23 protein-coding genes are annotated in these 22136 nt (G+C 41.9%); 18 read left to right on the plus strand and 5 right to left on the minus strand.

Annotated elements, in window-relative coordinates; all coding sequences use genetic code 11:
• Positions 1-13: 13 nt before the first annotated feature.
• From CJ263_RS20130 to CJ263_RS20140, 3 genes are read right to left on the minus strand one after another with little or no spacing between them, the layout of a single operon-like run.
• Positions 14-463, minus strand: coding sequence for a hypothetical protein (locus CJ263_RS20130; RefSeq protein WP_094998905.1), 450 nt, complete (start codon positions 461-463; stop codon positions 14-16).
• A 1-nt stretch (position 464) separates the two neighbouring features.
• Positions 465-1736, minus strand: coding sequence for a hypothetical protein (locus tag CJ263_RS20135; RefSeq protein WP_094998906.1), 1272 nt, complete (start codon positions 1734-1736; stop codon positions 465-467).
• Complete coding sequence (locus CJ263_RS20140; protein WP_158657213.1) at positions 1726-2523, minus strand: M23 family metallopeptidase; 798 nt, start codon at positions 2521-2523, stop codon at positions 1726-1728. The genes CJ263_RS20135 and CJ263_RS20140 overlap by 11 nt, the downstream gene beginning before the upstream one ends.
• 88 nt (positions 2524-2611) lie before the next feature.
• Here CJ263_RS20140 and CJ263_RS20145 point away from each other — a divergent pair, with 88 nt between their 5' ends.
• The 8 genes from CJ263_RS20145 to CJ263_RS20180 all read left to right on the plus strand — a co-directional run bounded on the left by CJ263_RS20145 (position 2612) and on the right by CJ263_RS20180 (position 10754).
• On the plus strand, positions 2612-3838 hold the full coding sequence (locus CJ263_RS20145; RefSeq protein ID WP_158657214.1) for a hypothetical protein: 1227 nt from the start codon (positions 2612-2614) through the stop codon (positions 3836-3838).
• 126 nt (positions 3839-3964) lie between these two features.
• The gene (locus CJ263_RS20150; protein ID WP_094998909.1) at positions 3965-4825 is read left to right on the plus strand and encodes a hypothetical protein; all 861 of its coding nucleotides are present in this window, start codon (positions 3965-3967) and stop codon (positions 4823-4825) included.
• Between the two features lie 69 nt (positions 4826-4894).
• On the plus strand, positions 4895-6460 hold the full coding sequence (locus CJ263_RS20155; protein WP_094998910.1) for a toprim domain-containing protein: 1566 nt from the start codon (positions 4895-4897) through the stop codon (positions 6458-6460).
• Entirely contained in the window at positions 6457-6714 is a 258-nt protein-coding gene (locus CJ263_RS20160) for a hypothetical protein (protein ID WP_094998911.1), read from the plus strand. The genes CJ263_RS20155 and CJ263_RS20160 overlap by 4 nt, the downstream gene beginning before the upstream one ends.
• A 36-nt stretch (positions 6715-6750) precedes the next feature.
• On the plus strand, positions 6751-9294 hold the full coding sequence (locus tag CJ263_RS20165) for a type IV secretory system conjugative DNA transfer family protein (protein ID WP_094998912.1): 2544 nt from the start codon (positions 6751-6753) through the stop codon (positions 9292-9294).
• Between the two features lie 9 nt (positions 9295-9303).
• On the plus strand, positions 9304-9702 hold the full coding sequence (locus tag CJ263_RS20170) for a hypothetical protein (protein ID WP_094998913.1): 399 nt from the start codon (positions 9304-9306) through the stop codon (positions 9700-9702).
• Positions 9703-9837: 135 nt separating this feature from the next.
• Entirely contained in the window at positions 9838-10347 is a 510-nt protein-coding gene (locus tag CJ263_RS20175; RefSeq protein ID WP_094998914.1) for an ORF6N domain-containing protein, read from the plus strand.
• A 35-nt stretch (positions 10348-10382) separates the two neighbouring features.
• A complete protein-coding gene (locus CJ263_RS20180) occupies positions 10383-10754 on the plus strand; it encodes a hypothetical protein (protein WP_094998915.1) in 372 nt (123 codons plus the stop codon).
• A gap of 14 nt (positions 10755-10768) precedes the next feature.
• On the opposite strand, the gene CJ263_RS20185 is transcribed toward CJ263_RS20180, so the two are convergent.
• Complete coding sequence (locus CJ263_RS20185) at positions 10769-13063, minus strand: relaxase/mobilization nuclease domain-containing protein (protein ID WP_094998916.1); 2295 nt, start codon at positions 13061-13063, stop codon at positions 10769-10771.
• Positions 13060-13446: a hypothetical protein gene (locus tag CJ263_RS20190; RefSeq protein WP_094998917.1), complete on the minus strand. Its 387-nt coding sequence runs from the start codon at positions 13444-13446 to the stop codon at positions 13060-13062. The genes CJ263_RS20185 and CJ263_RS20190 overlap by 4 nt, the downstream gene beginning before the upstream one ends.
• Positions 13447-14260: 814 nt before the next feature.
• On the opposite strand from CJ263_RS20190, the gene CJ263_RS20195 reads away from it, so the two are divergent.
• The 10 genes from CJ263_RS20195 to traM are packed head-to-tail and all read left to right on the plus strand — an operon-like array spanning position 14261 to position 22133.
• Positions 14261-14941, plus strand: coding sequence for a ParA family protein (locus tag CJ263_RS20195; protein ID WP_094998918.1), 681 nt, complete (start codon positions 14261-14263; stop codon positions 14939-14941).
• 10 nt (positions 14942-14951) lie between these two features.
• Positions 14952-15416: a hypothetical protein gene (locus CJ263_RS20200; RefSeq protein ID WP_094998919.1), complete on the plus strand. Its 465-nt coding sequence runs from the start codon at positions 14952-14954 to the stop codon at positions 15414-15416.
• A gap of 9 nt (positions 15417-15425) precedes the next feature.
• Positions 15426-15776, plus strand: coding sequence for a hypothetical protein (locus CJ263_RS20205; protein ID WP_094998920.1), 351 nt, complete (start codon positions 15426-15428; stop codon positions 15774-15776).
• A complete protein-coding gene (locus tag CJ263_RS21050; protein WP_147378610.1) occupies positions 15709-16068 on the plus strand; it encodes a hypothetical protein in 360 nt (119 codons plus the stop codon). The genes CJ263_RS20205 and CJ263_RS21050 overlap by 68 nt, the downstream gene beginning before the upstream one ends.
• A 12-nt stretch (positions 16069-16080) precedes the next feature.
• Positions 16081-16404, plus strand: coding sequence for a DUF4133 domain-containing protein (locus tag CJ263_RS20215; protein ID WP_094998922.1), 324 nt, complete (start codon positions 16081-16083; stop codon positions 16402-16404).
• The gene (locus tag CJ263_RS20220; RefSeq protein WP_094998923.1) at positions 16389-18938 is read left to right on the plus strand and encodes a TraG family conjugative transposon ATPase; all 2550 of its coding nucleotides are present in this window, start codon (positions 16389-16391) and stop codon (positions 18936-18938) included. Before CJ263_RS20215 ends, CJ263_RS20220 begins: the two co-directional genes overlap by 16 nt.
• Positions 18935-19552: a hypothetical protein gene (locus CJ263_RS20225; protein ID WP_147378611.1), complete on the plus strand. Its 618-nt coding sequence runs from the start codon at positions 18935-18937 to the stop codon at positions 19550-19552. The genes CJ263_RS20220 and CJ263_RS20225 overlap by 4 nt, the downstream gene beginning before the upstream one ends.
• Positions 19553-19562: 10 nt before the next feature.
• The gene (locus CJ263_RS20230; protein WP_094998925.1) at positions 19563-20474 is read left to right on the plus strand and encodes a hypothetical protein; all 912 of its coding nucleotides are present in this window, start codon (positions 19563-19565) and stop codon (positions 20472-20474) included.
• Between the two features lie 46 nt (positions 20475-20520).
• Positions 20521-21141: a hypothetical protein gene (locus tag CJ263_RS20235; RefSeq protein WP_094998926.1), complete on the plus strand. Its 621-nt coding sequence runs from the start codon at positions 20521-20523 to the stop codon at positions 21139-21141.
• Positions 21138-22133: a conjugative transposon protein TraM gene (gene traM / locus CJ263_RS20240; protein ID WP_094998927.1), complete on the plus strand. Its 996-nt coding sequence runs from the start codon at positions 21138-21140 to the stop codon at positions 22131-22133. Before CJ263_RS20235 ends, traM begins: the two co-directional genes overlap by 4 nt.
• Positions 22134-22136: the final 3 nt, after the last annotated feature.

Here is a 22136-nt window from a genome sequence, read left to right on the forward strand (position 1 = left end):
TTGGATGCTTATGCTACATAGTCAGACCTTTATTTTTATCTGGATTAATTTGTTTACGGACTTCCCGCAAATCATATTCTGAAAGTGTAAAACCTAAATTTGTTAAAAGGGCATCGTTGAATTTGCGCTTGGCAAACTCGGACCAACCAAGTAATCCATTGTGCTCTATTTCATTTTCATGGTAATATTCTTGGGCAAGATTGATTTTACATTCTTCCACTATACACTTTCTTGAGTATCTGAGCCTTTCACAAATCCACTCGTAATTGAAATACAGTAGGTTTTGGTGCATATCCCGATTTGCCATATAGTTATCCGATACCAAATGGCCCGTTTCTTTTTCGTACATCCTCACACTTCCGTTGTCATCACATTCGCTGTCGCCGATAAAGTAAATGAACGATTTTGTTACCATGGCCATTTTAAAAACGTGTCCGTCGATTTTTTTGTACTTATTTTCCATTTTAGGAAGGTTTCATTTGCACAGTCTGCACAGCTAGATTATTTTTTAGTTTTACCAAGGCAATTGGGAAATTTTTGCTGTGCGAGTAATGCCGATCGATATGCCGCAGTACGGAACCGACAATGGGTCTAAAGTGCATTTCCTCTTGATTTTTCTCGCCTTCCGCAAAACGCCATTCCCCCGTACCGTAATGCTTTTTGAGGAACGCCGTTCTTTCATTGTTTTTTAACACAATGGCATCTTTTTCGACCACAAAATTCTTTTTGATAATGACCTCTTTCGAGAGGTACAATCTTTCTTGGGCCGAAATTTCCTTGGATTGCATGAGTTTTTTATAAGTTTCCCATTGCAATCGTGAATGTCCGTTAACTTCCTCATTGCGCCGAACATAAAGGATGCCTTTGTGGATACCAAGTTGTAGACCGTGCTTTAGATAGGCTATGAGTTCTATCTTGCTGTCCAGAAAGCGTTCCTTGAATTCCTGCATGCCGAAATAGAGGGATTCGGATTTTGGTGCCGTCTCCAGAAAGGACTGAAACACCAAGTAGCGCTCCGTAGCTTCCGTAAGGGTCATGATATTGTATTTTCCTTCTAATTCCGAAAGATGGAACTGTTTGCCTACATATTGTATGGGATCGGATACCACCTGCTCGCTTGGTAGTAAAATCGATTCCTTGAAATAGGGATTGCTTTGGAAGGTCAGTTGGACGGCATCATTATAAAATGCCGCAATACTTCTGCTATCCTTTCTTTCGTTTTGCAATCGGTCGGCCCCATAAAAGGAATGCTCAAATCGAAGCGAACTTTTTTCTACCGGATGTAAGGCCGAAACCGATTGACGCAAGCCTCGACCGTCGTAGGTTTTCCATAAAGGAATATTACCGTGGGTAGTGCTGGCCATAAAAAAGGTATGGGTATTGAACTGAAACCCGAATTTTATCGTGCACAAAAGCGAATCGCTTTCCAAAATCCTAAAATTCCCGATAGGAACGATTTTATGGTCGTGGTTGACCAGTAGTTCTTTTTCCTTGCCTTGGGCCAATAGCTTTTTAAGGTTTCCATCGATATAGCCCTTTTTGGCAAGGTTTAGCCGTTTGATATAATCGAGCTTTTTAAGGTCCTTGACTTCATCAGTGGTTATCGAGTCATATTCCAGCTTACCAAAAGCCCTAAAATCTATATCTTTCGACATTTGCCTGTAATTATTGACAGTATGGTACAAGCGCCTTGCAAAGCGTGCAGCCCTTTTCCAAATTGGGATTTTATTCTCCATGAGTATTGGGTTTAATATCCATGACTTCGGCATAGATGGTTTTCTTTAGGTTAAAGGATGGCCTTGGATCGATTTTGACTTCATTCTTCCAAACTTCGTAATGCAGATGAAATCCCGTGGAACTACCCGAACTACCAACCGTTGCTATAAGCTCATGTTGGTCAATAGTCTGTCCTTTGGCGACCAATACCTTTTCCAAATGTCCGTAGAGGGTCTTAAAACCGAACCGGTGCCTGATGATAATATGGATGCCATAACCATTTTCTGAATAAATGACCTCGGACACGGTTCCCGCGGCCGATGCATATATAGGCTTGCCAGATGGAGCGGCCAGATCGATACCAAAATGGGTTTTCGTTTTTTTGGAAATGGGATGGGTACGCATGCCATACCTACTTGACAATGAATAATTGCCCTTTTCCAAGGGAACACACGAGGGAAACTGGTGCAGGAGTTCCGGTCGGTATGTCAAATATGTTTCCAAAGCAGCTATATAGGAGTAATCCGGAATTTGATACAGGTACTTGGCAATCCGTTCTTCAATGGCCAATAACAAATGTTCCCGTTCCTTATCCACAATGGTACTATCAAAGCGGTCGGTTTTAAAATTGTCCTTTAGCCGTTCCCCGTAATTTTCCATGGCAACGGTTGTTTCCCGAAGTTTTGAATCCGAAAAACCGAAACCATTTCCGATGACATAGAAAAGACAAAGAAGTATCAGAAAAAGCAAGTGGGCCAGTTCCTTTCGACCCATACCGCTGACATAGCAATGTCCAACTATTCGCATTTTTTTCCCCAATAAATTTGCAGATTCAAAAAAATTCATATATTTGCTTTATCTACAAATTTATAATTTATTTGCAAATAAGCAAGAAATGATAAAAAATTGGCTAACAGAAGACCATCGCATCGACCTCCCGAAGCTTTTTAAGCATCTTGGCTTTCGAGCGGTACAACGGGAAAGAACACATTATCTATACAAAGGTAACGGCGCGCAATACGTTATCCTCAACACCGAAAAGGGCTATCTGTACTATAAAATAGAACGCCCGGATGAAAAACTATCGGCCTCGGATCTGATTACCGAACATGTATCGAAAACCGAGGGAATGGACAAAGAAATGCTCTGGGACAAAGTGGACACCTATTATAGAGAGGTGTTACGGACAGAAAGTTTATTGGTTAGCGACAATACAGAAAGCACCGTTGAAACAGTAACAAAAGATTTCAACCATTTTCTTGGTTATGCCTTACCCTTGGATAAAAACACCGATGGACTCTACAAAAATTTGGACGATATGGCACCTTTTGAGGGGCGCATCTTCAAAAATAAGGAAGACGAAGTCCTATTTCCACTGTTCAATATCCAGAACGAGATCTGTGGGTATTTTACGGATACCGAGCAAGAGGTGCTACCTTATAAGGAATCGGCCATCAAACATTCGTTGTGGTATTCCAATATTCCCAAAAAAATCGATGGACTGTTCCTTTTTAAAAATCCTAAAGAGGCGTTGGCGTTCCATAGAAAATTCCAGTTTAAAAACGTCGTATATCTCGCTTTGGGGACTATCAATGCCCAAACGACACGAATTCTTTTTCAAATCCAGCGTTTGACCAAGGTGGATAAGCTTTTTTTGAGCTTTACGGGCGATAAAAAACTGGAGGGGTATTTACGCGACCTGCATTTTATATCCTATGTGGAGGATTCGGATTTTAAACTGCATTTGACCGATAGGGATATGGTAATCGATTTCCCAATGGGAAACGAGAAATCCTTTTCCCGATTTTATGAGCATACGCGGCGGTTCAATACCGAACTGGCCCAGAGTTTTCTGAAATACAATAAGATCATCGACCAGAACCGATTGAACCGATATAGCATCATGGTATCCAAAGACGGGGAGCAGATCAAAGTGCGCCTGCCTTTGGAGACCAATGCCATAAAGTTATTGGTCTGGTCGTACTATAAAAATTATTTGGACAAGACCATCGAAATCCTCAAACCGACAGCCCACAATTGGTATTCGGAATGGGAATTGGCAGAAAGCCAAACCAAAAAAAGGAAGGAGGTGCAGTGGAAAGAGTATAGAATCGCACTATAAAATGGAAAAAGGACGCTCCCGCCCTCTTTCCTTCAAATTCCGTAACTCACAAATCACTCCTGATTTGCAGTTATGTACTCAAAAGTAACAAATTCAAATTTCGTAACAATTAAAAATCACTCAAAAATGGAAAAACAAGCAGAAAAACAAATCGAAAAAGTCTTCGTCAACGTAAGCCAGGTCTGGTTTAAGGGCGAAGCCATTTCCAAGGATCAGGACACCTATAAGGTCAAAACCGATGATGGCAGAACCTTTACAATGCCCAAGATGAACGAGGAAGGTGGAAAAAACGAGGACATACAGATCCGGGAAAACTTGGACCATCAATTTGCTAAGGAAGACGTAAAAAGGCGTTTGGAAGGAGCCTATATCAGTTTTCAAAAGTTGGACGATAATGTTCAGGAATCCCTTTTGGAAGGCAAGGAGCGTTTGATCAAGACCACCTATATCAGTGATGGACAGTTGAAAAGTTCTGTCAAAATGGTGCAAATGGTCTATAATCCCAATACTGGTTCCAAATTGGACGTACAGATCAGACGTAACGAACAGATCAAATTGGAAGATGCGAATGCCTACCAATATCAATTTACCAAGGAGGAATACAATGCCATGGTTAAAGAAGGTCAAACCATTCAATTTACCGGTACTTCCTTGAACGGGGACACCTTCCAAAAACTGGCCTACTATGAGCCAAGACTGAACGATATCCGTACAAAACCGGCAGTTTCCGCCAATATGTACGTACTCGGGCAACAATTGACCAAGGAGCAGGCCGACACCATGAACAAAGGGGAAGAAGTCAAAATCACTATCCGTAAGACCAAAAAAGGGCCTTTGACCTATATGGTCAGATGGAGTGCGAAAGGGCAACGTTTTCTCTACAGGGATTTGGAGAAAGCGAAACTCAAGGATATGGAGGTCAAAGCGGGGACAACCCTTGACAGCGAAAAAAAAAAGAAACAGCCTAGCAACGCCATGAGCCTGTAGTTCCCTTTTTTAATTAACTCAATGCAAAGGCCGATATGCTTGGCGTGTCGGCCATTTTAAACCCTTCCCATGAAAAGTCCGAACTATAGGGATGATCCCGAACATTATAAACGGTCGATCGCCAAGATTAATGAAGAGGTCAATTTTCCCATGTACCTGCACCAAAACGGTTATCAACTCATAACCAAAAGTGCCGGTTCCATGGAGTTTCAAAACGACGAAGACCGGATCGTACTGCAAACCAAAAGAAATCCCGTTACCTATTTCAACCGGAACGATTCCTTTGACAAAGGATTGTTCTTTAAATACCTGATGCAACGCAGCGAAAATTTTTATAAAGCCGTGCAGGCGGGGCTGGAAATCGCCGCTAGAGCCTATGGCCTGGAACATAACGCTTTGCGGGCCAATAAACCGAACACCTTTGTGAAATCCTTGGAAGAAAACTACAATATCGTGCCCTTGCGGAATTCCCAATATTTGAGGGTACAGCGAAGTATTTCCAGAAAAACGCTAAACACCGAAGCATTCAAAGGGCGAATTTTTAACGCCTATCACATTCGGGACAATGGCGGAAAAATCGCCAATATTGCCTTTCCGAAATACGATTTGGAAGGAAACGCAAAAAACTACATCCTCTACAACAGACCCTACCGAAGTAAAAAGGACAATGAAATCAAAAAGTTTCGATTGGTACTGAACCAGAAAGACCATTTTTTGTTTCATTCCAAGCCTATTGACCGACCTGCTCGCATACTATTCGGGGAAAGTGGTATCGACCTGCTGTCCTATCACGAGCTTTACGGAAAACCTGATAATTTTTACGTGTCCTTTGGGGGAAATGTGTACCAAGAAAAATTGCAGTTCTTCGTTCAACTGATCGAACCAATACTGCAAACCAAGAAAACAGAACTGATATCCATCACGGACAACGACCTCAAAGGCCATGAGTTCGACCTAAAGATCTTTACTGCGGTCATCAATCGGTACAATCCGAACATCTATATAGAAACCGCATTTCGGTCGGGCAAAGTGAGTATGGGCATTCATTATACCGAAAAAGTCAGGGGGCAATTGTCCCATCATACGACTATTCTAAACAAAAAATTGACTTCCGATATAGAAAAGGACTATTTGGTTTTTGACCTTGTACGCTGTGTCGGGTTCTCGGACAAAATCCTTTTGGAGTTCTCCCTGAACGAAGTAGTCAACACTCCACATATCGAACAAAAGCAAAACGTGTTCAAAACCCTGCTGAATATGGTTAATGCTCTGTATCTGCCTTTTCAGACCGACCTCCACAAATCGCAGGGAAAAGACTGGAACGATGACCTTTGCGCTTCCAAAAGCATAACATACCTAAAAATGGACGCAGTTGTTCCAAATGTTATCGCAGTTGGGGATAAAATCGAATTGCATACGACCAAAGGCCCTGAAGGTGGCACTAACCAAGGTTTAGTAAAATCCATAAAGAAAAATAGTGTGGTATGCGACTTTGGCTTGAACTATACCTATGCCATTCCATATTCTGCCATACACTCCCATTTTAAGAAAAGTGCTGCCCAGGTTATCGAACAAGGCAGCGAAAAATCAAAAATGAATTCAAAAAACAATACCTTACAAAACAATTTGTCATGAAGACCATGGAACCATTATCCGAAGAATTAAAGGACAACCAATACTACGTTTCCCTTTTGAACGCACTTATCGAGGAAAACGATATGGAACTAAAGCACCGTTTGCAAAAAGCGGATACCTATGCCCGGTTCATCAATGAGCAGGCAGGCCTTTTAATGGACGAGACCATCGATCATATCGAAAAAAATGAGGTCGCCTTCCCTATCGCCTCCTCTTTGGTGATCCAACAATGGAAGGAGCGGATGTTCCGATAATCCCGGAACGAACTTTCAAATTCCCAAGGTTTCGTCATGAACGACAAGAATCTCGCATTTTCGGCTATGTTATTATCCGTGGCTGTCTTTACCCTTATCGGGTTTATGGCCTATTATCCTATTTTGCAATACCAGCAATGGGATTCCAAACTCTCTGAAATCGGCTACCATTTTTTATTGCGTTTTGAGGCCTTACAACGACCCTTGCACAGCCGTGGGCTGTTGTTGATGTGCATCTTGGGCGCGGTCATGCTCTACAATCCCAGAAAAAGGGAAGGGAAGTCATTTCTTACAGGCCTCCTATATTTCGGCCTAGGTGTTCTGTTGCTATTGCTAACGGGCTATTTGGCACCGGCCAACTTGGGGCTGTTCTGGTGTTCCGCAGTTTTGTACATACTCGGGTTCATTTTCGCGGTCTCAGGCGCAGTACACCTTTTTCAGGTAATGGATTATGGTAACGAGGCCGAGGACGACCCGTTCAACGACAAGAACGAGACCTTTCGGCAGACCGAAAAACTTGTGGACACCCCATACTCCGTCAACATACCCTATGAATACCGTCATAAAGGAAAACTACGGAAGGGTTGGATCAATTTCGTAAACCTCTTTCGCGCGCTCTTGATTATCGGTACACCTGGTAGTGGCAAGTCCTTTGCCTTGATCGAGGAAATCATCGAGCAGTTTATAGAAAAGGGATTTACGCTGCTGATCTATGATTTTAAGTTCGATACCCTGAGCAAAATCGCCTATAACTATTGGATGCGAAAAAAGGAAAGACTAATGGCCGCAAAGTCAGACGAACTTATCGAACTGCCCGAATTCTATACCCTGAGCTTTGACGATATCGAAAAATCGCATCGCTGCAACCCCATCGACCCCTACTTGATGCGCAACCAGACCGATGCCGCAGACGCCGCGACCATCATCATGAAGAATCTGAACAAGGACTGGATCAAGCGCAGCGATTTCTTCTCTAAAAGTGCCATTAGTTTTGTTTCTGGGCTGATATGGTACTTGAAGAAAAAATCGGAGGAAACGGGCAAGAACATCTGCACCCTACCCCACGTGATTACCCTTTCCACGGTCAATATTGAATATTTATTGACCATTATGATGCGTGAGGTAGAGGTACGCAGCCTGATGATTCCCTTTAAGGATGCCATGGAACGACAGGCGGGCCAGCAATTGGCGGGACAGACCGCAAGTGCACAGATATCCCTATCGATGTTGGCCAACAAGGAAATCTACTATATCATGACCGGCAACGATTTTAGGTTGGACATCAATAACCCAAAGAAACCCAAGATCGTCTGTATCCAGAACAATCCTGATCGCTCGGAAATCTACGCTGCACCAATAGGTCTTTATATCAACAAAATATTACAGGTGGTCAACAAACCTGGCGGAAGGCCTTTGGGATTGATTTTGGACGAACTGCCCACCGTATTCATTATGGGATTACGAAAAATTATCGATACCGGAAGGTCGCATTATGTGGCCACCGTGCTTGGTATTCAGAGTATAACCCAATTGATTGCGGACTACGGCAGGGAACTGGCCGAGGTCATTTTCGATAACTGCTCCAATGTGTTCAGCGGTGCTGCCAAAGGGGAAACGGCTCGGCGTATCAGCGATATTTTCGGGCGTATCCATCAGGAAAAAAAGAGCAAGGCCGTTTCCAATAACGATACCACGGTCAATTTCAGCACGATACTTTCCGAATTACTGCCGAAAAGTAAGATCACAAGCATGTCCACAGGGCATTTCGGGGGCATCGTGGCGGATACCTTTGAACATCCAATCGAACAGAAATTATGTTTTGGGCTGCTCAGGCCCAACATGGCTTCAAAGAAGATTCAGGGAAAATATGAAATCCCGAACCATGCCGATTTTAGGAGCAAGAACCATAGCGAATTTGTCAAGGATCGTTTGAAATTAATGCAGACTCTTGATTTTCATGCAACCATCCAAAAAATTGATTGTAATCAATTGGACTATCTCGGTTTCTACAAGTACTATATCGACGCATTTGCCGAAAAGCACTATCCGAACAGCATAAAACGGGTGCAGTTCATCAAATTGGCACGCGAACTCAAATTGTACGACCATTTGCAGGCATTGGACGGGCATATTAATAAAAAGGAGGGAACCGAGGACACCTTGAAACTCTTCCTTGCAACATTGGTGGACAGGATGTTCGTCAATAAGGAAATCGAACGGATACTTGATGCCAATTTCCTAAAAGTCATTCAGGATATTGACGATCTGGTAACCGAGGAATATGAAATTTGCACGGGGAAAAAACCGGAATTTACTGTATTCGACAAAGCAAAAACGGGCGACCAGATCGGCGAATCCTTGGAAAAGGAAGAGGAGATCGCTCAAAATTTTATGAAACATTATAAAAAACGTCCCAGTAGGGAGTTGGCGGATGCGTTCAGGAAAGCACATGAAATCCCTACATTTGAAAGGGTCTCGGCGGTTAAAGAAACAGAAGTAGTCGATAACCCCAATATTGGGGATTTAGGCGATCTATATTCAAGTTATCCCGCGGAAATGGTAGATGAACAAACACAATAACATACTATTATGAAAGATATAAATGAAATTATGAAGGCCTCTTCAGAGGATTTTAGTTACATCGGGGAACGTTTGCGCCTTATACGCGATGAACTGATCGAAAAAGATTCCGGAAACAAACGGGATAGTGAATTTTCTCGAAAAAATCTGGCCGAGCGCTTCGGTATAGACTATTATACTCTTGTCAATGTGGAACGAGGGACGTTTTCCTATACCTCCATCAAGATGGTGCTGTACTATTACACCTTGGGCTACAATCCCGCTTGGATCCTTTCGCCCGATAACGAATTTATAATGAAGCACAATGTCGGCGAAAATGTGGTATACCAGACCGATGTTCAGGAAGAATATCGTGAATTGGAATCTGATATCGTTTCGGCTTTGATGAAGTTTAAAAAGAAGCTCTGAGCCCATAATGACCCATTTGAGCCCGTTACCTATAGACTAACAAGATTGTGCTTTATGAAACATTTGAAACATATAAAAAAACGGACAGCCATTTGAGGTATCACAATTTGTGATACCTCAGAACAGTATAAGAAAATGACACAGATATTACCTGAAAACATCGCCGAAACCATACAATATTTTAGAGGCCATAAAGTTATTCTGGATTTTCATCTTGCAAAACTTTACGAGGTGGAAAATAGGTCTCTGAAGCAACAGGTCAAACGAAATCTTGACCGATTTCCGAAAGATTTCATGTTCGAACTTGAGCCAAGCGAGATCGATGATTTGGTATCACGTAATGTGATACAAAATAAAAGGGTTTTAGGCGGAGCTGCTCCGATGGCCTTTACGGAACAAGGGGTCGCCATGATTTCAAGTGTGCTGCGAAGCCAAAAGGCATTGGATGTCAATATCGCAATTATGAGAACCTTTGTCCAATTAAGAAGATTACTCGAATCGAACAAGGAGTTGGAAAAACAAATATTGTCCATGGAAAGGAAATACGACCAACAATTCAAGGTGGTCTTCGATGCGATTAAAGACCTTATCGTGCAGGAGAGAAAACCCAGAAAGAGCATTGGTTATAAAGCGACCAATGTGTAAGGAACAGGTTATCCTAAAATTATAGTATAGTCAACATGGATTTAAAAAAGCTCATACAGTGTTTGGATGATTCAGAGGTCATCGAATTGCATGATCATCTGGTCGATGTTATTGAAATGTATCGGGACCGTGAACTTCTTAGGACGCAAAAGAAACCGATAAAGGAATGGTTGCAGGCCAAGCAAGGTGTTTCTTTAAGATTGCAAAATATCCTTTTGAAGAACACCCGATATACATCCAGAGTCCCTTTCGATTATTTGGAAGACATTACTTTGTATGATTTTAAAAGAGTCAGGGGAGTTGGTAAAACGCTCATGATGGAACTAAGCAATATACTCCGTAAGGATACAACCATTTCTAGAACTGGAAAAATTTGGGATGATCGTTCAGGTCGATTTCGAAACTAAAGTTCACAACCCAATTATCTAAAAAGACCTTTTTTATTTGTATAATCCGTAAGCTCGTCCCTAAAGCCGTTAAACACCTCTTCCTTGTATTTTCCGCTTAAAAGCGAACTGAACGAATAAACACTTTTGCGTAAAATAGTCGCCTGTTGGGTATTGATTTTTTGTTGGGACTCAGCGTGTATTTTTTCCCGCAACCCGTTCTTCTTATGATATTCCAGTGCTTCACGATGTAAATTCGGTCGTACACCCTCATAGACCATCATGTAGGCTGCCCTGCCGTAAACGCCTCTTTCGATAAGATACGAAACCCATAAATTTTTAAGATTCATTTGACCGTTTTCGTTTGATATGTTGACGGACTCCATTTGAGCAGTCAAGACAGCATCCAAATCCGTGCTGGATTTTAGATATGCCTGGGTTTTCGTAGAAAGCGGTATATTGGTTTCATTTTTTGAATAAAGTGAGCGTAGGTAAATTTTCCCTACTTTTTTCTCAAAATAAAACCCTTTGGCATTGAACAACCTAATATAATCGACGGGCGATTTTTCAAGAGGTAAGTTGAATTGTTCGGCCATTCTGAGATATGCCCTTAAACTGAGTGCTTCAAACTGTTTTTGGTATTCCGGGTTCATCGATTCATAAAGTTCGGGCAGCAATAAAGGAAGGAAGAAAGAAGTCGCGTTCAAATCCGATGGCTTACTTGATCCGGTTTCTGTGAGCGTTTCAAGAACTTTCACGTTTTGGTTGATACTACCCGTGGATATATAGGATGAGCCGACTTCTGGCATTTTGTAATCCTCAATAAGTAATTCAACGGAATGGGCTTTGGAATTACTAAAGAAAACTTTATCCCCGACATATTTGAGACCCAAACCCTGAAGTAGATTAAATGAGAGGCTTTTGGTAGCATCGAACACATTGGCTTCCAACACGTTTTTGAATAGTGAAACTCTGTCTTCCAAGGTTTTCATTTCCTTTCTTGATTCGGTTTTGTGGAGTTCCCTACGTGTACCCTCAAATTCGGTTTTCAGAACTTTCAATAGGTTTTTATTCTTATCCTGGCTCATATAATGGTTTAGGAAAGAATAGCGTTCAGAGCCTGCGATATGAGGCAACAAATCCCTCAGATTTTTAGTTATTACAAACTCGGATAACGACCTATTACTTTTGTTGGCTTGTAAATAGGCCTCGTAAAAAGCATTTTTTATGAGCTTTCGGGTTTCAAGTAAAAATTGCTTCCCGTTTTCGTCCAAACAGGTTGTACCGTTCACATCGTCCTCTAATTGTGGGTGATGGATAAAATCCATTTGGGAGCTAATCTCGGAGGCTAAGAAGACATAACCTGATTTGTCATAAATGATTAGCTCGTTCAATTGCCTATTCTTTCCGTACGATAATTCGCAGTCTATGTTTTGATATGACTTCAGGACATCCGGTAGATCTTCCTGACGAATGCTTTTAAAAAGTTTTAAGGTGGTCATCCATTGCTTTTCCAAGCGCTTTTTGTGCATCGCCAATAATTTCGATTTGGAATTCTTTTCAAAAATAGCCACAAGTTTCGGCCCGCTCAATTTCGGATGCACGGTCGACCCGTTTATAAATTGCGTCTTATATTTTTTTTGGTTATCGATTCCGTAGGCTACCCCTACCCTTCCACTCTCATGGGTCATGGTATTTACGATGATGTGGTAGGGTCTGGCCAACTGTTTTAGTTCGGCAAAACTGCGCACCTTGTGCTTTTGAAGGAGGCCGTTCATTACATCCTGTATATAGAACCTTGTGCCATTTGAATCATCGGGCTTGAACTGGAATTCCGGAAATCGGTATATCGGAAGTTCCCTGTGCTGTTTTTGTCGGGTTTGGGGCGATGGCGAAAGACCATAGCGTTTTTCAAGGTACGCTTGCGTTGCCATACTTCTCCGGTAACTATTGAACATAGAGATCAGGGAGGCAGATTCGGTAACTACCGTTGAAACAAGGTGTATATGTTGATGTTTTGTATCCTCATGAAGAACTACACAAAAGGGTTGGTTTCCCAAGCCCATCTCTGCCATATAATCCTTTCCCAGTTGGTAAAAAGTGGCATCGTCTAGCCGTTCGCCATGGGGAAGGTTGATCGTGATATGTACATACCTGTTTTCGGTAGCATGGCGTTGGCCTTGAAAATGCAGTACGTTCGCGAAAAATTCAGGCGACAGCCCAAATTCCGAACAGGTGTTCGGATAGCCTAAAATGATGCTTCCTTCCTTACCGAATACATAGTTCAACACGCCATGTACAGTTTCACGAAACAATATCTTGGCTATCATTTATGCAGTTTTTCATTCAATAGCTCCATGATTTTCATCAACAATTCGTTCGCTCTTTCTACTTCGCTTTCCAATTTGGCTGACGGACTTCTAAGGTTTTTAGCCCGTGCCACTGTCGTCAATTGGTTTATGTTAATACCTATTTTGTTGATTTGATAGATCAGGTTGGCCGAGAAATCAGGTAGCTTTTTTTCTTCTACCGCCTCTTTGTCCAATATCAGGCGTCTTAGAAATGGTGCAGCAATACCGCGCTTTTCAAAATCCAAATCATAGGATGCCAAAATTTTCTTGACCATTCCTAGCTCCTTATCATTGAAGCGCAACATGATATCATGTTTCCTCTTGTTTTTGCCTAACGGTTTTCTACCTGTTTTTTGTGCCATTTCGGAGCCGATTTTACTCGCTTTTGCGTTTTTTCACTTCGTAAGAAGTAGTAGTTTTAAGTTACTTAAAACATATCTTGCAAAATTCTATGAATTTTAATATAAGCTATTATTTTAGCTAAGTAATTGGTATTTCGACAAGTGTATCGAATCTTGGATAAAATACATCAATGCTAATTTTTAAGGAGTTGTTTGACATCTTCTAATTTTCTTTTCAAAGCGTAATCGGTCATTTAGTAGCACTTCCGCCGGCTGTTTTGGTATATATAAAATCCAAAAAAGTCTCAATCCGTAAATTGAGTGTCAAAAATAGTGATTGGCCAAAAAAGTGCATGGGACCTTTTCGTCCCATGGGCTTTTGCGTGGTTGCGAGGGTGCCAAGGGTGCCGATAGGCTTCCTTGGCTTCCGCAGGAACTTTGGGAGAGCATTGATTAATCGATTTTTACCGTTCCATGGCGATAGTATCTTTTGACGTTTATCCGAAGTAAGGTCTATTTTATCTCTTCAAACAAATAGGCTACCCGCACTTAAAAAGTAGTATGGAATAGTCACGGTTTCCGATCTCGTTTTCTTCCCTTTCAGATAGAAAAGAATTTCCGTAACACCATATCGATTCAGTCCCTGTACCCATTTAAACCCTTATGGTCTTATATGGCCTTATGTTGGAAAATAATTCATAAATGCTTGTATATTAACATTTTATATCTCTATATTCATCATTAATTATATAACTATTTAGGTGTATAAATCATTGATTAGTGCATTGATCAATACGTCATTTAAATAATTATCGAACGAACTAAATAATGAATTATGGAAACAAAGATTATTAGTGTCGTCGGCGAAAAAGGAGGTATCGGAAAAACGACCTTGAACATCATTTTGGCCTCCGACCTTTTTTATGCCAAGGGCAAAAAAGTGGTACTATTGGATTTGGACGATCCCCAATATTCCATTTACAATAAAAGACAGCGCGAATTGGAATCGTTGGATGAAGAAGAAAGGCAATCCATAGAACTTTATCCGATAGAACCTGTGACGGTTGCTACCCTACAGGATACCATTGTCAAGCACTACGGGAGGGTGGATTATATTATACTTGATCTTCCCGGAAGCTTGAACGTGGAAATGGTCAAAGGTCTTTTATATGTGGAGCATGTCTTTGTACCATTCGATCATGACGAACTGGAAATCGATAGCACTTCCCATTTTTATTTTACCCTGAAAAACAATTTCCTGGACAATGAGGAACGGATGTTAAAGAGTATCCACCTGTTCTTCAACAAATACAAGTTGGTCAAGAAAAGCAAATTTGCGGTGCTGCGCCAACAATTCCTTGAAGCGGACATACCGATGATGGAAAGTGTAGTCAAGGACAAAACCATTTACAAGGAACGGTACCGAAATACCCTCTATCCCATTCCCCAACATAAGGAACTGGGCGAGAAGGATATCAAACATTTTTTTAAGGAAGTTGCCCAATTAACGCGTTAAAAGTGGAATCATGAAAAAACAACGGAAAATTGATACGCTAGGACTTATTCAAAAAATGGCGGAGAAAAACAAGAAAACCGTGGATGTTCTGGAAGAGTTGAAAAACGAACGGGTGCCTAGCAAGTCTACGCTGGAGAACAAACAACATTCTGAGCGAAAATCCGTTAAGAAAAAGGACGAAACTACGGCTATTGGGAATTCGAAACCCCAAAAATGTGAAAATGCACCGGAAGGCAATGGATATGCTGTACAAAAGTTCGAACAGTTCCTAAAAGCGGAAAGCTTCAGGGACAGAAAGGAATCGTTCGTGCTCTCACTTAGTAGGGAGTGTATGGCCAAATATGAGAAATTGGCACAGGGAGCATCCTATAAATTAGAGATCAAAACCCATCGCAATGATTTGATGCGAAAGGTTTTGGAAGATTTTATACAGCAAAAGTTCAGGAAACTGCTAAACCTTATCGAACAGGAATAATAAAGAAAAATGAGTAGCTATTGGTACATATTGATTGGTTTGGCCCTTATCTATTATGGCTACGTTTCGTGGGTGCTGCTCAAAAAGAAAAGAACTTCAAAGAAAAAAGATTCAGATAAATTTGCTTATTTGCATATAAATAATAAATTTGTAAATAAATCAAATAATAAACAGACCGATTTAGGAGCTGTACTCGACCAGATAGACGAAGTGGAAGACACTTCAAAGCTTCTGGAAGCTTTTAAAGAGGGTTCATTAGATGATGATTCAAATTCCTTAACTCGCAAAAAGCATGAAAAACTCAAAGTTATCCGCAACAAGGATACGGCGGAAGAAGACCCGCCGGATTCCGAAACCTGAACTATTTCTCCTAGTTCTGATTCTAATCTGCATTCCTCTTTGCTCCTACGGGCAATTCGAACAACTCTTACAGGAGGCACAGGATTTTAAGAACGATTCCAAGACCTTATCCCGTGAAATCGTCGACATTATCAAGATCATTGCCGGTGTCGCCATTGCCATAACAGGGCTTGCCTATCTCTATATACGCGACCAGCAGACCGATCTTGCCAATAAGTTGGGTAAGGCCGTCATCGGTATCGCCATCTTTTTTGCCCTGATCGCCATCGGCGAGGAAATTGCCAACATCTAAATTTCCCGTCGCATGAAGAATCAATATATCCCTATCCAAAAGGGGCTGCAAAAGGATGTCCTATATAAAGGACTCAAGGCTAAATACATTATGTATTGTCTGTATTTGGTACTGACAGCCATCATGCTCGGTCTGGTAATTTCCACCTTTATTCCGATGATCTGGGCCTTGCTATTGATGGCCATCGTCATCGCAATCGTCTTCCTTGTACTGTTGTTCTATTCCCGAACCTATGGCGCTAACGGCTTTGTCAAAAAACTGGCGGATTCCCAAAAGCCCGATACAATCAAAGTTTCCAATCCGTTTGAAAATCTGTTGCTATGGAAAAACAGGTAGCACTTTGGGATGCGTTCCCCATCTACGGTTATGAAAGGCAATCCTTGATCGCGAAAGAAAAGGGGTGTGTGACTATCCCTTTGCAATTGGAACTTCCCGAAGTATTCACATTGGATGCCTCGGAATATGGACTCCTTCAAGAACTGTTCTTTAATATTATCGCCGTCCTGGGGCCGAACCGGCTGCTCCACAGACAGGATTTTTTCCTTCAGGAAAATTATCGTCCGATCAAGGAACGTTTGCAAGGCGATTTTTTGGAACGGGCCAACGAGCACCATTTTGAAGACCGTCCTTATCAGGTAGGAACCCATTACCTGTATATCAGTATCGTGCCCAAAAATTATATCAAGTACAGTTCTAAACGGGCGAACGGTTTCTTGGACAAGAACAGGGATTTCTATCTAAACCATACGGTCCCCAAAGAATTCATTGATACAAATGTATTGGCGGATTTCGAGAACCAGGTAGCGAGCGTCAACAACTTGATCAATTCGACCGGACTTATCAAATCCAACATATTGGAATACGACGAACTGTTTTCAGAAAACGGACTGTACGCCAAATATTTCGGACTGTCCGAAAAAAACCAAAATTTGAAGGATATTGACTTTTGTGGTAATCGCGTCAACATTGGGAACAAACAGGGCCAATTTTTCACGCTCGAAAACCTAGACCAGTTTACCAAGGACCATATCGGCACCCACGAACTGTACGGCAAATTCACGACCCGGCACAATCGCTTCCCCATCGGTAACCTTTTCTCTTTGGGCTTTAAGGTACCCCATGAACATATTATCAACCAATACATCTATATCCCGAATCAAGAAAAAGCCTTGGCCAGCCTTCGACGAAAAGCCAAGAGCTTTCAACGGTTCAGTTCGGGAAAGAAGGATGATAGTAACACCATTTTCGCCGATCAAATCTATGAGTACACCAAAGAGGTTCTTGAAAACCACAAGGAAACGGTCTTTTATCATTTGAACGTATTTGGTTTTGATGAAGGAAAAGACCATCAAAGACAGATGGAAAATTCCGTTGGCTCGGCCTTCAAAAAATTGAGAATAAACGCAAAACAGAATACCATAGATCGAAAGAACTTGTTTTTTGCAGGGGTTCCGGGAAACAGCATAGGAATCTCCTCGGATATGTACATGCCCATGCCAAGTGACATGGCCTCCTCCCTACTCTATTTTGAGGGTGGCTACAAGGATACTACGAATTCGGCTTATGGAATGCGATTGGTGGATCGGATTTCAGGGCGACCCTTGTCGGTAAGTGTCTACCGGGAACCCGAAAAAAAGGATTGGATATTTAACCGTGGTATGCTTGTCGCCTCCGGATCGGGAGGTGGTAAGTCCTACTATGTCAATCACTATATTGCTTCCGAACTACGGCAGGGCGGCGAGGCCGTTATCATGGAGGATGGCAACTCCTACGACAAACTGACGAAGGTATTCGGTGGGGTCGTTCTACAACATGACGATGCTCGCCCGTTTACCTTCAACCCCTTTTTACTGGACAAACATGATTTTATCCGATCTACCACCGAGAAACAGACCTTGGCGGAAAGTAAGTTGCTACATCTGGTATCCCTGCTAAAATTGATTACAGGGAGTACGGACAATGGCAATGATCTTGAGGTTACGAATACCGTTCTTGAACTTTTGGTTTCAGGCTACTATAGTGCCATGTGGGAGAACGATGATTCAAATTTTAAGTTCGATACCTTTTTCGAATTCTGTAAGAAGCAGGTCTCGGCTTTGATAAAAGCCAAGAAAATTCCGAAGGAAAAGTTCGATCCCAATGTTTTTCTCTTCCTATTGGAAAAATACCGTTCCGATGGCCCCAGAGGGAATTTGTTGAACAAAGAGGATAATAGAATCACAGGGCTTAGCGACCAAAAGGTGGTGTACTTCAAGTTGGGTAAACTTATAGACAACGAGCTGTTATTTCCCATTATCGCGCTGATGGTCATGGAAATTTTCAATAAGAAAATGCACGACCCCTCGAAACTGTCCATAAATAAAATCTTAGCGGTAGACGAGGCATGGAAGGCATTGGTCAGACCGGAACTGGCACATTATTTCAACAGCCAATCGAGAATGGCGCGAAAACTTGGTGGCCAACCCATTTTTATTTCACAGAAGGTGGATGACTTTACCTCCTCGGAGATTATCAAAAACGCCATTGTGGTCAATTCCCACATTAAGGTCTTTTTGGATATGCGGGATTTCGCTCAGTCTTTTGACCGAATCCAGTCCGTCATGGGTCTTGGAGAAAAACAGAAGCAACTCATCCTATCCATCAATAAAGACCTTCCGGAAGGCCGGAAGTTCCGTGAGGTAGCCTTTTGTTGGATGGACAGGGTAAAAGTATATGGCGTGGAAACCTCGGTGGAAGAAAAATGTATCTACGAGACCAATCCTACGGAAAGCTCAAGGATCAAAAAACTATACACTAACAATCATAATAATTGGGAGCTTACCGCAAAGGCCTACGCCTACGAAAATTCCCCTAAAAACAAAAACAAATGAAAAGAAGACTATTTATCCTAGTAACGATTGTTCCGTTTATTATGGCGGCGCAAATACCCGTAACGGACGCCGCTACCAATGCCAGCGTTGGTATGGTCAACAGCCAATTGATGAACATAAACATCCAATTAAAGGCTGTCAACAAGAACTTGGGGCGACTCATCAATCTGATGGAAAAGAACAACAACGAGACCTCAAAATCGAGAAAAATTCTGAAGGAAGAACTCGATGCCAAGAAGTCTTCGCCCGATTATGTTATGAAATCGACGGATGTCAACATGACCATGGATTTAAAGGATAAGATTCTTGAAGCTTACAGAAGTTCTAAAAATAGCATCCAAAAATGGAAACATCTAGAGCAGGATGAAATTCAGGAATTTGCAGGCTATACGGCCAATGCGATTCTAGAGGCCAAAAACCTGTTCAAACAATGTAATGGGATTATCAAAACCAAATCCATCATCCTTCCCGAAGAGCGCCTAAAAAAAGTCAGCGGCATCAACTCGAAACTCGAACAGCTTCTGGACGGCTTGATCGCCTACAATAACAAACTCTCGCAAATCAACGCTTTTCGGGAGGCCAAGTTGTCCTTGATCAATATGAACAAAGAATAAGAACAGGAATATGCAGGTCACGGAAAAAGGAATACGCGAAACGGTCAACGATATGTTCGACCAGTACATTGCCGATGCGTTCGAGGCGACCGATGCGATTGTTGATATTGGGCAGCAGTTCGCCTTTATCGGTATCGCATTGCTCGCGCTTAGGGTCTTTGTGAACCCCCAAACAAGAGCAGTTTTTTTGGAATACCTGAAATGGGTTCCCTTGGCCGTTTTATTGCTCAATTACAAAGTAGTAACAATGACCATTCTTGATTTTTATCAGGGCATCGGCAACTCCTTTAAGAGCAATGATATTTCTTGGGACATATTGCAAATGAAGGTCTTGGTCGCACAAGTGAAGTCCTCTTCCGATTATGCCTGGTCTTGGGTACTTTTAAGTGCAGATCCTGAAGCATTTCAGGCGTTTGTTCTCAGTTCCATAACCTCCGTGGTCGTCATGGTCGCATCGGTCATATCGGCGGTCGTATTCATTGGTATCAAAGCGATGTCAGTCATTTACCTCTTCGTTCTTATCATTTTCGGCCCTTTGAATATCGGGCTTTCGTTCATTCCCGTGTTCGGGGGAATGTGGAAGGCGTGGCTACAAAAGTTCATGAGCGTTTGTTTATGGATCCCCATGCTGTACCTCATTGACAATTTCATGTTGAACATTCTCGACAAGCTGATCGGTTCCATACTTCAGGGCGGAGAAGCCGATTTGGGGTTGGTACTCACGAGCGGGCTTTTGATTTTCATGAACGTTTTTATGTATTTCAAGGCACCGGTACTCTCCAATTTCATTGTTCAGGGAATGAACGTAAGTGCAGGTCACTTAAAGGAGCGTACAAAACACTATACCAAAAAAGCAGCACAAACTACGGTCGATGCCAAGACGGGAGGGGCTACAAAGGGAGTAAGAACATTGATACAGTAAACACCTTAACGATAAATATGGATTTTTAACGATTGCGCATAAACAGATGAACGATACTTATCACATTTTCAACGATTTAAACAAGATTCGTGCTAATAGCAACAGGGTTCTTTATATATCTTTAGCTCTTACGGTAGGTTGCACTTTGTTCAATATTTACTTTGGATATAAAACGAACGAAAGCGCAAAAAACCGTTTTTATTTGCTTGACAACGGACAAAAATTGGCCGCTGTGCGCATAAACGACCCCAAACGTGCGCTCGATATTTTGTGCGAAGGACATGTAAAAAACTTCCACGAACTGTTCTTTTCGTTAGAACCCGACCTACGATTTATTAAAAGGAATATAGAGGGCAAGGCACTCTATATGATAGACCATTCCGGTAAGCGGCTGTACAACCGCCTGTTGGATCAAAACTATTATGAGGATGTCGCCAAAAGCGACTATTCCATTGAAGTGGAGCAAGATTCGCTATATATCGACTACTCCGCTTACCCCTTTGCCTTTCGGTTTATGGGAAAACAAAAAATACGCAAGAATGAAAAGACGGAATATCGAAATCTAGTGACCAGCGGTTTTCTCTTGGAGACCAAATCAACACCTAATAATTTGAACGGGTTAAAGATTATCCGGTTCCATGTTCTAGAAAACAATGATTTACAATGAAACTTGACCGCGAAACATTCAATACATGGGTAAGACAGCACAAATTATTTGCGTTGTCGGCTCCGATTGTCGTGCTCCTGACGATATACTTTCTTGTGAACAGTCTAGGTTCTTTCGGAGAAGAAAACAGGCCATTGGCGGAGGACGACGGTTATAACAACAAGCTTCCCGGTCAAGAGAATGAACTTAAAGTCCAACGACCCAATGAGCTTTACAAAAAATCGCAAGAGGATTCTTTGGAACGATTACGCAATAATGGCACGTTAAAAAACATCGTGGAGACCAAACGGAAAAATGATTCTTTGGAACTGGTTCTGGAAGAACTGAACGCTTTTTCATTCGATGATAAACCATCGATGGAATCCGCAGAAATTATGCCTGCTTCAACACAAAAATCGACTGCCGATCCTAGAACTGAATTTAAGGAAAAGTTGGAGTATCGAAAACTGATGATGGAAGCACGTGACGAACGCCTTTCCCGAAGTCAGGATTATTCCGCACCCTACGTAGCGTCCTCAAATAAACCTTCCGCCAATTCAATTTCCCTCGATGCAGCCATCTATCGCGACCAGTTCATTCTTCCTGGTAATCGCGTAAAATTGATTTTAATGGAGGATACTTATTACAACGGTAAGCGATTTCCAAAGAACACTTTTGTTTATGCCACCTCAAACATACAAGGTTCACGGATAATATTGGAAGTAACCAATATCGACAATGTAAAGATGTCATTGACAGCTATGGATAAAGAAGATGGAATGATAGGACTTCACAATGAGCGGGCAGGAGCACTAATGCAGGAATTTAGGGCGAATATTGAACGGGAAGGTGTAAACGAACTATCCGAAGCGGCGGGGGAATCGATAGAATCGCCCTTGGCCCGTAATCTAGTAAGGTCTTTTGGCAATTTTTTCCAAAAGAAAAAATACAAAGAACGAGATAAGATTTTACTGGTCAACGGGGATCGTGTAATTCTAGTACCAAAAGCATAAAAA

This window comes from Maribacter cobaltidurans (genome assembly GCF_002269385.1).
GTDB lineage: Bacteria > Bacteroidota > Bacteroidia > Flavobacteriales > Flavobacteriaceae > Maribacter > Maribacter cobaltidurans.